At 46.4% G+C, this 14,139-nt stretch carries 9 protein-coding genes; 4 read left to right on the plus strand and 5 right to left on the minus strand.

The genetic code is table 11. From position 1 onward, the window contains the following. Positions 1–5: 5 nt before the first annotated feature. From B5F25_RS14640 to B5F25_RS14650, 3 genes are all read left to right on the plus strand, one after another. Positions 6–1,682 (plus strand): tetratricopeptide repeat protein, encoded by a 1,677-nt coding sequence (locus B5F25_RS14640; protein ID WP_087250400.1) that lies wholly within the window; start codon positions 6–8, stop codon positions 1,680–1,682. 110 nt (positions 1,683–1,792) lie between these two features. Beyond that, complete coding sequence (locus tag B5F25_RS14645) at positions 1,793–2,800, plus strand: thioredoxin-like domain-containing protein (RefSeq protein WP_087250402.1); 1,008 nt, start codon at positions 1,793–1,795, stop codon at positions 2,798–2,800. Positions 2,801–2,819: 19 nt separating this feature from the next. Continuing rightward, positions 2,820–4,358, plus strand: coding sequence for a YifB family Mg chelatase-like AAA ATPase (locus tag B5F25_RS14650; protein ID WP_087250404.1), 1,539 nt, complete (start codon positions 2,820–2,822; stop codon positions 4,356–4,358). Positions 4,359–4,979: 621 nt separating this feature from the next. On the opposite strand, the gene rpsO is transcribed toward B5F25_RS14650, so the two are convergent. Then, the gene (gene rpsO, locus B5F25_RS14660) at positions 4,980–5,249 is read right to left on the minus strand and encodes a 30S ribosomal protein S15 (protein ID WP_022038638.1); all 270 of its coding nucleotides are present in this window, start codon (positions 5,247–5,249) and stop codon (positions 4,980–4,982) included. Between the two features lie 1,066 nt (positions 5,250–6,315). Here rpsO and typA point away from each other — a divergent pair. Next, on the plus strand, positions 6,316–8,121 hold the full coding sequence (gene typA / locus B5F25_RS14670) for a translational GTPase TypA (RefSeq protein WP_022038992.1): 1,806 nt from the start codon (positions 6,316–6,318) through the stop codon (positions 8,119–8,121). Positions 8,122–8,250: 129 nt separating this feature from the next. Here typA and B5F25_RS14675 read toward each other — a convergent pair whose 3' ends face one another. The 4 genes from B5F25_RS14675 to B5F25_RS14690 form a co-directional block, all read right to left on the minus strand. Further along, a complete protein-coding gene (locus tag B5F25_RS14675) occupies positions 8,251–10,794 on the minus strand; it encodes a glycoside hydrolase family 9 protein (RefSeq protein WP_206423555.1) in 2,544 nt (847 codons plus the stop codon). A gap of 125 nt (positions 10,795–10,919) precedes the next feature. Continuing rightward, entirely contained in the window at positions 10,920–11,894 is a 975-nt protein-coding gene (locus B5F25_RS14680; protein WP_087250413.1) for a glycosyltransferase family 2 protein, read from the minus strand. 4 nt (positions 11,895–11,898) lie between these two features. After that, a complete protein-coding gene (locus tag B5F25_RS14685; RefSeq protein WP_022038995.1) occupies positions 11,899–12,276 on the minus strand; it encodes a GtrA family protein in 378 nt (125 codons plus the stop codon). After that, entirely contained in the window at positions 12,273–13,985 is a 1,713-nt protein-coding gene (locus tag B5F25_RS14690; protein WP_087250414.1) for a glycosyltransferase family 39 protein, read from the minus strand. Before B5F25_RS14690 ends, B5F25_RS14685 begins: the two co-directional genes overlap by 4 nt. Between the last annotated feature and the right edge of the window lie 154 nt (positions 13,986–14,139).

Consider the following 14,139-nt stretch of genomic DNA (forward strand, 5'->3'; position numbering starts at 1 on the left):
AAATCATGATTAAAAAGTTGTATTTGCCCTTAGTGGCATTGTTAGTTCTTGCTTTCTCTTCATGTAGCAAGATGGGTGAATTAGACCCGAGCTATTTCACAACTGATCCTGAAGTATTGGAAGCTATCGGTGGCAAGGTGCCTGTAACTATCACGGGCAAGTTCCCTGAAAAGTATTTCAAGAAAAATGCGACCGTTGAAGTCACTCCGGTCTTGAGATGGGATGGTGGCGAAGCCAAAGGCCAACCCGCCAAGTTCCAAGGCGAAAAAGTACAAGGCAACGACCAGACCATATCTTACAAGGCTGGTGGTACTTATACGATGAAAGCCTCTTTCGACTACGTTCCGGAAATGGCTAAATCTGAACTGTATCTTGATTTCAAAATCAAGAAAGGAAAGAAAGAATACACCATCCCTTCAGTAAAGATTGCCGACGGTGTTATCGCTACTTCTGAATTGCCTACCGTTAAGTCGGCTAACGCCGCATACGCAGCTGACGCGTTCCAACGCATCATCAAGCAGGCTCAGGAAGCTCAAATCATGTTCTTGATCCAACAGGCTAACATCCGCGCAAGCGAACTGAAGTCAGAAGGCATCAAGGATTTCAACAAGAAAGTGGTTGCTGTAAACGGCGACAAGAAGAACTTCAAGTTGAACAACATCGAAATCTCTGCTTACGCATCTCCGGATGGTGGCGTGAAACTGAACACCGGTTTGGCTGAAGACCGTCAGGAAAACACTGAAAAGTACCTGAACAAGCAATTGAAGAAAGGCGAAATCGAAACTCAGGTTGACGCTAAATATACTGCACAAGACTGGGAAGGCTTCCAGGAACTGGTTTCTAAATCAAACATCCAGGACAAAGACCTCATCTTGCGCGTCTTGTCTATGTACCAAGACCCGGAACAACGTGAAACTGAAATCAAGAACATCTCTTCAGTTTACAAGACCTTGGCAGATGAAATCCTTCCGCAATTGCGCCGTGCACGCCTGACCGCCAACTACGATGTTATCGGACGTAGCGATGAAGAAATCAACGCCGCATTCGACGCGAAAGAAGACTCTATCAGCGTAGACGAATTGCTGTATGCAGCTACCCTGACTCAAGACAACGCACGCAAGGAAGCCATCTACAAGAGAGCTATCGAAAAATATCCGAACGATTACCGTGCATACAACAACCTGGGTATGATGTCATACGCAGCAGGCGACCTGAACGCTGCTGAAAACTACTTCAAGCAAGCCGCAAGCAAAGACGCTAACGCTGCCGAAGTCAACACCAACCTCGGTCTGTGCGCATTGTGCAAAGGCAACGTAGCTGATGCAGAAACTTACCTGAGCAAGTCTACTGGTGCTAATACCGCTAACGAAGCTTTGGGTAACCTCTACATCAAACAAGGTCAGTACGACCGTGCCGTACAAGCTTTCGGCGACACCAAGACCAACTCTGCTGCCTTGGCTCAAATCCTGGCTAAGGATTACAACAAAGCTAAGAGCACATTGTCGGCAGTTAAGAATCCGGATGCTTACACTGACTATCTGATGGCTATCGTAGGTGCACGCACCAACAATGCCGACCTGGTTAAGTCAAGCATGGCTAAAGTGGCTCAGAAAGATGCCAACTTGAAAGCAAGCGCACAAAACGACCGCGAATTTGCTAAATATGCCAATGAAATCCAATAATCTTATCTGATAGATTTCAATGAAAGCCGGAGTGCAAAACGCATTCCGGCTTTTTTATTTCAAATAATTTATGTACATTCGCAGGCAAATCAATATATATCCACAGAGCCATGAAGACAATTGCTCCACTCGTCGCACTTATCATGCTTTCCCTTTCTGCCTGCAAGAAGGACAATCGCTTTGTGCTACACGCCGAAATGACAGGTTTGTCCGACAAGCCCATCCTCGTAATATACGATGACCCCGTGTCACGTCTTGATACAATTTTCCCGAAAGAAGGCAAGTTCGAATATGCTTTCCTTCCAGACACCATCACCATTTTCCGGCTTGTTTCCACAGAAGGAGAAGTGATTCCGTTTTTTGCAGACCGTGGGCAAGAAGTCAAGTTGGCAGGCACATTCGGACAACCCGACATACAGGGGAGCGGAGACAACGGGGCATACGGAACTCTATTAAAAGAACTGCAACCGCTAAAAGACTCTACATCCATTGTACAAACAGTAGAAAAGTTTATCCAGACGCATCCCACATCGTTTGCCTCTGCCTACCTCATCAACCGATACTTCATCCAGGTGCCCCGACCCGATATGGAGAAAATCGACCAGCTTATCGCCCCTTTGGCAGGAAACATCAAGGACAGCCGCTTGCTTAGCATCGTACTGAAGGCTTTGCCTTCCCAGTCCGACCTCAAACGGACATCGGAAGGATACGTCAACTATTTCTCATGCAAAGACCGAAAAGGGAAATACATCTCGTGGAGTGGAGAAAAAGACAGCTACACCCTGCTCAACTTTTGGGCTAGTTGGAACCCGGAAAGCATAACCCGACGCGATTCGCTGGCAACCTTGGTTAAAAAGTTCCCTGAAAAACAATTCAAAGTCCTGAACATTTCACTGGATTACGAAAAAGACAAGTGGCTGAATGCATGCAAGGAAGATACCAAACAATGGATAGAAACCTGCGACTTCAAAGGCTGGGACAATGTTGTGGTCAAACAAAACCAAATCCACACCCTTCCCGACAATATCCTGATAGGAAACAACCGTAAGATTTTCGCAACCGGCCTGTACGGCCAGCCGCTCTATGACAAAATAAAAGAACTGACAACAAAAAAATAAACCTTAAATACGACCTTAAATGCTAATCAAACTCTTCGGCGCCGCCGTACAAGGAATAGACGCCACCATCGTCACTATCGAAGTGAACAGCTCACGGGGAATCAAGTTCTTCCTCGTAGGACTGCCCGACTCTGCCGTAAAAGAAAGCCATGAACGCATCGTTGCCGCCCTGCAAGTCAACGGATACAAATTTCCTACCTGCCAGATAGTTATCAACATGGCTCCTGCCGACATCCGCAAGGAAGGCTCATCGTATGACCTGCCGCTGGCACTTGGCATACTGGGAGTGACGGGTGCCGTAGCTACCGACAAGTTCGACCGCTACCTCATCATCGGCGAACTGAGCCTGGACGGAAGCCTGCAGCCCATCAAAGGCGCCCTTCCCATAGCCATCTGCGCCCGCCAGCAAGGTTTCGAAGGCTTCATCCTGCCCAAACAGAATGCACGCGAAGCCGCCGTGGTCAACAACCTGAATGTATATGGCGTGGAAAACATCACCGAAGTCATCGACTTCTTCAATGGCAAGCGCGAACTGGAACCTACCGTCGTCAACACCCGTGAGGAATTCTACCGAAGCCAGTCGAACTTTCCTTTCGACTTTGCCGATGTAAAAGGGCAAGAGAATGTAAAGCGCGCACTGGAAGTAGCAGCAGCAGGCGGCCATAACCTTATTATGGTAGGAGCACCAGGAAGCGGCAAGTCGATGATGGCGAAATGCCTTCCCAGCATCCTGCCTCCGCTCTCGCTTGCCGAAAGTTTAGAAACTACCAAGATTCATTCTGTAGCAGGCAAGTTGGGAAAAGACTCGTCACTTATCGCTGTCCGCCCGTTCCGCAGCCCGCACCACACCATTTCGCAAGTCGCCATGGTAGGCGGAGGCACCAATCCCCAGCCGGGTGAAATCAGCCTGGCACACAACGGCGTATTGTTCCTCGACGAGCTTCCGGAGTTCAACCGAAGTGTACTCGAAGTACTCCGCCAGCCGCTGGAAGACCGGCGCATCACCATCTCACGTGCCAAATACACCTTGGATTATCCTGCCAGCTTCACCCTGATAGCCTCTATGAATCCCTGTCCGTGCGGCTATTACAACCATCCCACACGTCATTGTGTCTGCACACCCGGACAGGTGCAGAAATACTTGAACCGCATCTCCGGTCCACTGCTCGACCGCATTGATATTCAGGTAGAAATCGTCCCCGTACCGTTCGAGAAGCTTGCCGAACGGGAGAAAGGCGAATCGAGTGCCGCCATCCGCGAACGTGTGATATGTGCCCGGCAGATACAGGCAAAGCGTTTTGCCGACCTTCCTGGCATTCATTGCAATGCACAGATGACCTCTCGCCTGCTCCACCAATATGCCCAACCCGACCCACACGGCATGAATCTCCTGCGCACCGCCATGGAACGCTTCAACCTCTCTGCCCGTGCCTACGACCGCATATTGAAAGTCTCCCGCACCATTGCCGATTTAGACGGAAGCGAAGCTATCCTCCCTCGCCACCTTGCCGAAGCCATCAGCTACCGCAATCTGGACCGGGAAAACTGGGCAGGATGATTTGCTAATAGAATAAGAAGTAAAATAATGCGAATCAGGAGTTAAAAGGGAGTTATAAGGAGTTATCGCCCGTTTGGTGGGTTGGGAGTTAGATACCAAGACCTTTTGTACCGCTTTCAGAAGCAAGGATATTGGCCTTTAACTTCTGAACGAAGTGATAACTCTTGGGAAATAACTACGTTTGACTCCTGATTTGCATAAATAATGAAAGAATGTGAGTCTGCCTCAAAATGAAAGTTGATTTCATTTTTGAAGCAAACTCATTCTTTCCCGAAAAAACAGAGTCATTTACCTTCTATAATGCCGTTGCATTACTTCCCTCAATAATAAAAAGCCTGTTTACTTCAGGAAAAAAGCGTTCCATTTCATTCTAAAATTCAATATTTGAATGTCCTTTAGATTTGCCAACCCGACCCCATTGAAAATGAAGATATACTTCGTTGGCTGATGAAGTATATCTTCGTTGGCTGTTGCAGTATATATTAAACTGCCGATGAAGTATATCTTCGTTCGCAGAGGGCATATATTGTGCATAGTGAGACTCCCAAACAAAGAAGAGTGCCGTCTATCCTCCTCGGACAAACGGCACTCTTCTTTGTTTCGTTCGCTCTAAGTAAAGCCTTACTTACGCAGACCAAGCTCTTTCACGATGTTACGATATCTTTCGATGTCGTTACGCTTCAAGTAGTCGAGCAATGCACGACGCTTACCTACCAGCTTGGTCAAAGATCTTTCAGTTGTATAATCTTTTCTGTGGAGCTTCAAGTGCTCTGTCAGGTGAGAAATACGGTATGAAAACAATGCAATCTGAGACTCAGGAGACCCAGTATCAGTGTTAGACTTTCCGTACTTTTCAAAGATTTCTTGCTTTTTAGCTGCGTCTAAATACATAATTTTGACTGTTTTATTATTTATATAAATCAATTTGCGGGTGCAAAGATAGGAATAATCTTTTATACGGCAAACACTTTTGCTAAAATATCTTCCATAACAATATCATAAAGAGAAAAATTTGTGTTATATTTGCGGATATCAATCAAAATAAAATTTATTATGGAAACCACTTTAACAATCTTGAAAGGAAGGCTGGCAAACACATTGCTGCATAAGTTTTCATTTATATCCAGTGTAGTATTTCTTTTTGGCTTTCATTTTCCCGTGAATCATTTTTATAATCCATGGGAGTATGCTAATGCAAGTGACGGATTCAAATACTTGATAACGATAGTCCCCCTTATCTTTATTGTAACTACCGCTATTTACTTAGGATATATAGGAAGGGACGAAGCTTTTTCTAAACATGTCAAATGGTGGACAATCTTTTATCTTTGTTTACTGCTGATTGACTTCGTTTTTATCTTGTCGCTTTTATTCACATAATGAAAATAATCTAATTAAAACCTTATGAATCATATTACTACAAGTTTTAATGGATACAACCATATATTCTGCTTTCATGCATGTATATTAATTGGTGGATTACTGCCTTTCCCCTTCGCCTCAGTCTTACTTGCCTGGTTTTATTGGCTATACAAAGGAGGCAGAAGGAATCGGGAATTATCGGAACAAGCCTGCCGGGCATTGAATTTCCAGTTCTTAATCCAATGCATCGCCTTTTTAAGCGGAATCATTATGTGTACGCATTCAATTAATGCAATGGCAAACGGGAATGCATTCGATTATACCTGGTTAACCTGCCAATTATTCTTAACCATCCCTGCATGCATACTATATCCGTCGTTTATATTGATATATATGGGCATAACAAGAAAATACCATCGTTTTTACCCTAAAACGATACGATTATTTAATGACTAATTAAAGCACAACGTTATTTGCCAATTACGAAATCCGTAATCGGCAAAAACATAGCATACTAATTTATCAAATACATGACATTTGATTTGAACAAATTGGAGAAAAAATAGTAACTTTGCGCCCAAATAATAGGTATAGTATGCAAGACATTAGAAACATTGCTATCATCGCCCACGTAGACCATGGAAAGACGACACTCGTGGACAAGATGATGCTGGCGGGACATTTGTTCCGCAACGACCAGACCAACGGTGAACTGGTGCTGGATAACAACGACTTGGAACGTGAAAGAGGGATAACCATCCTTTCGAAGAATGTATCTATCAACTATAAGGGTACGAAAATCAATATCATCGATACGCCGGGACACGCCGATTTCGGTGGTGAAGTGGAACGTGTATTGAATATGGCAGACGGATGTATCCTGCTGGTAGACGCTTTCGAAGGCCCGATGCCGCAGACACGCTTCGTGCTGCAAAAGGCATTGCAAATCGGATTGAAACCCATCGTAGTAGTGAACAAGGTGGACAAACCGAATTGCCGTCCTGAAGAAGTATACGAAATGGTGTTCGACCTGATGTTCAGCCTCAACGCAACGGAAGACCAGCTGGATTTCCCCGTGCTCTATGGCTCGGCAAAAAACAACTGGATGGGTGAAGACTGGAAAACGCCTACCGGTACCATCGAACCGCTACTGGATGCCATCGTAAAATATATCCCAGCCCCCAAGCAACTGGAAGGCACACCACAGATGCTCATCACCTCGCTCGACTATTCTTCATACACAGGGCGTATCGCCGTAGGACGCGTGCATCGCGGAACTATCAGCGAAGGCATGAACATCACGCTGGCAAAACGTGACGGACAGATGCTGAAATCGAAAATCAAGGAAGTGCATACATTTGAAGGACTGGGACGCAAGAAAGTGCAATCGGTCTCATCGGGTGACATCTGTGCTATCATCGGCATAGAAGGATTCGAAATCGGTGATACCATCTGCGACTTCGAAAATCCGGAGCCACTGCCCCCTATTGCCATCGATGAGCCTACGATGAGCATGTTGTTTACCATCAACGACTCTCCTTTCTTCGGGAAAGAAGGCAAATATGTGACTTCTCGCCACATACAAGACCGCCTGATGAAAGAGTTGGACAAGAACCTTGCCCTGCGCGTCCGCAAGACCGAGAATGAAGACGGCAAATGGATTGTATCGGGACGTGGTGTGCTGCACCTTTCAGTACTGATTGAAACCATGCGCCGCGAAGGCTACGAGTTGCAGGTAGGCCAGCCACAGGTTATTTACAAAGAAATAGACGGGGTACGTTGCGAACCGATTGAAGAACTTACCATCAGCGTTCCCGAAGAATTTGCCAGCAAGATGATTGACATGGTGACCCGCCGTAAAGGTGAAATGGTTTCGATGGAAACGCAAGGCGACCGTGTGAACATCGAGTTTGATATGCCATCGCGCGGTATTATCGGATTGCGTACCAACGTATTGACTGCATCGCAAGGAGAAGCCATCATGGCACACCGATTCAAGGAATACCAACCCTACAAGGGAGATATTCCCCGCCGTACCAACGGATCGATGATTGCCATGGAGAGCGGGACTGCCTTCGCGTATGCCATTGACAAGCTGCAAGACCGCGGCCGCTTCTTCATCTATCCGCAGGAAGAAGTATATGCCGGACAAGTAGTAGGCGAACACGTACACGAAAACGACCTGGTGGTAAATGTCACGAAATCGAAAAAGCTGACCAACATGCGTGCATCGGGTTCGGACGACAAGGCACGCATCATTCCACCGGTGGTATTCTCGCTGGAAGAAGCATTGGAATACATCAAGGAAGACGAATACGTAGAAGTAACACCCAAGAGCATGCGTATGCGTAAGATTATCCTCGACGAGACCGAGCGCAAACGTGCGAACAAAAATAATTGATACTCTATATTTTAATCAATGCAAAGGTGCGAAAGTGCTATGATTTTACAAGTCACAGCACTTTCGCGTCTTTGCATTGATTATCATGAATACTACACCTCTATACAATCTACTTTCAAGACAGATTTTTTATTTTTTCTCCTCAACAATATGCTTGAAAGCCAAGCCAAAGATAATGTATTGCGTGTTGCCAGCAATAGTCCCCTCATTCTGCCCCCAAAGGAAAGGCCAATCATCGAAGTTCTCGAAATGATCGGGCTTACGGAAAAGCACTCCGGGAGCTACATTGCCTGGTATGAATGAGAAGTCGGCACGATTATTTCCATAAAAGACCAACTTCGGACGGGCAGCTCCTACTGCGGCAACAAATGAATAATTATGGTAAGGATGACAACCGAAGAGCCAATTAGCCGTCCGGTATACTTCATCTTTCGCCACGATGTCGGGATAATAAAGATGTGCAAAGCATACGGTAGTCCCAAAGCTAAGCAACGGACCGATTCCCGCCCAGTTGCCTGTACCGATAGGCACACCATACGGATTCTGCCGGTCGAAATCTTGAATATACGTTGCATATTGCTCTACATAAGGACGTAACTGCTTGCGATAATCTTCATTCATATAAGGAATAGCATCAAGGGCTGTCTGAAGACTGAACCTCAAGTTCCGGTCTAATTCCTTCCATATCTCTTTTTCAAATACATCCAAATATTCCTTTTCCTGAGTAGCGATATAAAGCTGCAAATTGGTAGCAGCTATGCCGCCCAGTCCTGTACGCGCATTGTTCCGCTTGGATTCGGTACGCTGGCTCAAAAGCTTCTCTGCTTCTTTCATCAAACGCTTCGATTGCTTCAGTGCCCGTGCTGCAAGGCTGTCATTATGACCTTCCAATGCATGAGCTGCCGCAGCAAACATTGTCGCGGCACGCATATCAAGCCGGGGATTACGGGTCGTAAAAGCCCACATATCATCGGGAGTACCGCTCCGCTTCCCATCCGCAGATACTTCATAAGGCTTGAGTGAGGGGTCATAATGCAATCCGTCAGTAATGGATGCGGCATCTCCCAAGTGATGATAATTATCAAGCACTGAGTTCGACAACGTAGAAGCCATGTGTCCTATCTGCTCAGCCTGTGCCACAAGATTCAACACACCGTGTTCAATGTATTGCAGAATGTCGGGAGTTCCATCGGGACGGTGCAGGTCGACATAACGCTGCGTTTCGCTCACAAAGGTTTCATCACGTAACGGCTTGAAAAGCTCCCATACACGAATCAAGTTTTCTACCACATTGATGTTCGCCCCTGTCTCGATATCGAAATCTCCTGCATCAAAGAACCCACCGACATTCAAGCCCGGAATGAGTTCCAATGGCTTGTATTTTGTATCAGCTGCACTCCCCTGGTAATGCAGGTCGAAATGATCACTTGGCGGAGCCTGCAAGTATCCTTCCTTGAACGGTTCTCCATGCCATACACGATAGCCTTCGTTTACAAACATGTGATTCATATGAATGGGTACCCATATATCTGTGGTAGCATCGGTAATCTTGTCGTATACCTTCGTATCTATCAGGAAATTATTGGTCTTCACGGTATCATACTGAATGTAATAAATACCAGGTTCCTTTACCTCCGAAAAATCAAACTTCACATAATTATACTTATAATAAGGTCCCCAAACATCAACTCTCCCCTCGTAAGCTTTCGAAATCGTCCCGTCCTTGTTGATACGCATCAGTACAGCGGTGGCTTCCGGCACATCGCGCTTGTCCAACTCAATAACACTGACTTTCGGCTGCTCTGGCATGTAACCCACCTGACAGAATCCGATATTGGGCTTCCTTATCCATCCCTCAACGGCATGAGGCTCTACAATCCAACTTACTACCTTACCCGTTTTACCTTGAGGCAGGACACTGCGGAGCACGAACCAGCCATTCTGAGCCAACATCCTCCCATCGTAAAGCTTCAGTTCCGCATCATTGCTACGAATACTGATCATACGTTCCGGGTCATCCATTGCCATTGTAATGCTGTGCCCCGTCTCAATAGGAAGAGGGTCTACGAAACATCCTGTACCGCGGTCGTCATAAGTCTTGAATCCTTTAAACTGCCGAGGTTTCTCGCTATTGGGGCGGGCAACAGTCTGGCTGGTAGCATAACGCGGGAACCGATTCAAACGGCCATCCATCGTAAATGTCTTCAGCCAATATCTTGACGGAAGAAACTCCAGGTTCAACCCCGCATTGCCCACAAGCTTTTCGGGCACAGGCTTATCAAGCCATACAGCTATCTCTACCGCTTCACCTTTGGCTGTAACCACAATCCGGCTATCAAAATCATAGTCATCGTAGCGCAAGCCTACTTCAATGCTTCCTTGCTCACGGTCCACCTTCCGAAAAGTCATCTTTGGCACCAAGTCCCATTGCTCGGGAGTATTATTCAAGCGGACAGCCCCCCCTTGAATGGCTCGAATGCCATGCTGGATAATCTCAATGCCTGAATTTTTCTCATCGTTGAAACCACCATTAAAACTATTGCTGAATACCAATACGTTGACTCCTTGCCGCTCAAAATAACAACTGTCATTCAATGTCAGGTCTTGTGCTTGGGAAAAAGATGCCAGTACAAGACCTGCCGCCCAAAGTATATGTTTCTTGCTGTTCTTCACAATACAAATAGATTAAAGTTTTCTTTTTAGAGTCTGACAACAAACAAATGTTTAACTACAGGAGCTACATTTTTACAATATTAACAGTGTAGCCAGAACAAAGCATATACCACACGATAAAGACATTATCCACGTACACCTGCGTTAAGCTGTGTTTCATTTGATTTAAACGTGGTCTGCTCGATGAAATAACGCGGACGTTGTTTTACCTCTTTGTATATCTTGCCCACATATTCGCCTATGATACCGCACGCCAACAGAATAGCTCCACCGATGAACCACACCGATACCAGAAGAGAAGTCCAGCCGGGCAAGGCACTGCCTTCGGCATACGAGCAGAGCCCGTAAAAAATGGCAAGTATGGCTATCAGCATAAAAAACAATCCCAGATAAGTGATGTAGCGCAACGGACGCACCGAGAAAGACGTAATGCCATCGAGTGCAAAGCTAATCATTTTCTTCAGCGGATACTTCGACTCACCGGCAAAACGTTCCTTGCGGTCGTAATATACCAGTGCCGAAGGAAAGCCCAGTGATGAAACCATACCCCGCAAAAACAAATTACGCTCCGGAAACGATACCAATGCCTGCAAAGTACGCCGGCTCATCAGACGAAAGTCGGCATGATTGTACACAATCTCACCTCCCAATCCACGCATCAGCCGATAGAAAGCCAAAGCCGTATGCTTTTTGAAGAACGTATCGGTCTTCCGCTCGCGACGCACACCGTACACGATATCTATACCTTTATTATAATAATCCACCATTGTGCCGATGGCTTCTACATCGTCTTGCAGGTCGGCATCTATAGACACGGCAGCATCGGCATGTGCCGATGCCCATTCCAGCCCTGCCCACAAGGCATGCTGATGTCCCACATTGTGAGCCAGCTTCAATCCTTCCACATACGGATTCTCTTCGGCATACTTCTGTATCAGCCCCCACGTAGCATCCTTACTCCCGTCATCTACGTACAGAATCATCCCATGCCCGATGACCCCACGCTCTAATAAACCGTCGAGCACGCGTGAAAGCTGGTAAGTAGTTTCGGGCAATACTGCCTCCTCATTGTAACAAGGAACGATTATCACAAACTTCATAGCATTATCTTTTATGTTTGAAAACAAATCGAACTAACAGAAAATTGACCGGTATGGCAATAGCAAACACAGGTAATGGTGCCCATGCCTTCGAAATGCCAACATACAGAAAAATATTCAGCAACACGATGTGAAGCAAGTAATTGACGCCGTGTGCCACCCCCATCCCGAACAGCTTCTTCCACGAAGGCACCGAGGCAAAAGTGAAATAAGCCGTAGCATAGAAATTGGCAACAAACGACAACACATACCCCACAGTATATGCCACATTGACATTGATAAACCGCTGTAACAGGTAATAGATGCCATAATGCAACGCCGTAGCCCCTACACCTACTATCCCGAAGCGGAAAATTTCACCATATAAATGCCTTTGCTTCATTGACCAACCTTCCTGAACTGATACAGTTGTACTACCTTATGGTCATCACAACTCCGGTGGCGACTGTCGTACACCTGCCTGATTTCGTATGCCGGATAAGCCTCGCGGAAAGCTTCCACATCCGATTCACCTACCACCAGATAACCCGCATCGGGCAAAAACACATCAAAAGGCACGATACGGTCGCCCAAATAAAAATTGATGGTAAACGGATGGGTACGATTGGCGGTATACACATCCGTGCGATACGAATACAACCTACCCTGCGGCACAACGGTTGCAATATAGTCGGCAACAGGCTTGTCCGACTTCACATTCAGCACCGTAGGCTGGTAAAAACCGTCCAAGGCAAAAAAAAGGGTGAAAACAATGCCCACTGTGGCATACAGCAAAGTCCATCCACTCTTCTTCCTCACCCGGAAGAAAATGCCTACCGCCACCAGTGGCAACAACAGAACAATCCATTTCAACCCGATAGAAGTCTGCTCCAAGGCATGCATAAAGGCAATATTCTCTGCCGCATGCTTACCCGAAAATACCGTATCGGGCACCATGCCGCAACGTACCGCCACAAATACCAGAAACAACAAAATAGACAAACCGCCCATAATACCTCCGAATGACACAAGAACACGGCGATGATGACGCACCAGATAAATCATGTATTCGGCAAGGAAATAGGCTATGAACGGATAAATGGGCAACAGATACACACTGCGCTTGCTCTTCGGTATACAATAGAACACAAAGATAATCGCAATGCTGAGCAACGAAAACAGGCGTGCATCGTCCATATTACGGACATACGTCTTAAGACGCGCCCACCATCTGGCAGGTTTTGCCTGAATGCGCCTGTAACGCAAACAGAACAAAGATATCAGTACCAGCAACGTGTAAGGCACATAACCCGCAAAGACAGTAATGAAATTATAATACCACGGATTGACATGCGAATCATACGACATCTTTCCCAAAAAGCGCAACACATTCTCTTCCAATACCAACTGAAGAAAGCGGTCGCCTCCCTGCCTGTAAGCAGCCACATACCAGCATGCCGGAAGCACGCACAAAAGCAACACAATGCCCAAAAAAGAAAAGAAGATGCGCCAGAAATTCATTCCCCTTATCCACAAGAACACCGCCACCACCAGGCAGGGCAACAACACACCTACCGGTCCTTTTGTGAGGAAAGCTCCACTCAGACAGAGCACACCCAGCCAGGGCACTCCTTTCAACCGTTTTTCGCCCCACCGGTATAACTGGTAAAGTGCCAGCACCATCAGTGCTGAAAGCACCATGTCCACCCGACAATTCGTACCGGCACGGTGCATCTCAAAGTTAGTAAGCGTGAGCAGCCCCATCAGAAAAGCCACTTCCGCCCCTCTGCGCCGGGCATAAAACCCGTACCCGGCAAACACCATCACGGCAAGTGCCAATGCCGAAGGCATACGGGAAGTATATTCGGTCACCGCTCCGGTCACGGTAGAAAATGCAGCAATCATCCAGTGGAACAAAGGTGGCTTGAAAGCCAGCTCCACCCCATTGTTTATGGGAAGAATCCAATTTCCTTCCTTCAACATCGAAAGCGCCACTACTGCCTCACGTGGCTCACCACGTGTATTGAAAAACGCCTCTCCGATAAACAAGAAAAGCGAACAGATACACACCACTGCCAATATCCATACGTAATGACCTTGAATACGTTTCATTTCTTTCATCGTTTAAACAAATAATATCTTATTGCGGGCAGAGTCAACCAGCGAGTGCAACATTACGAAATATTTTTGAAAAAGACCTCAGCCGGAGTCAAGAAATTGAGTTTTTCTCTCGGTCTGGCATTAATTTTCTTCCTGATCTTGGTTA

Source organism: Bacteroides sp. An19 (genome assembly GCF_002160215.1).
GTDB classification, from domain to species: Bacteria; Bacteroidota; Bacteroidia; order Bacteroidales; family Bacteroidaceae; genus Phocaeicola; species Phocaeicola intestinalis.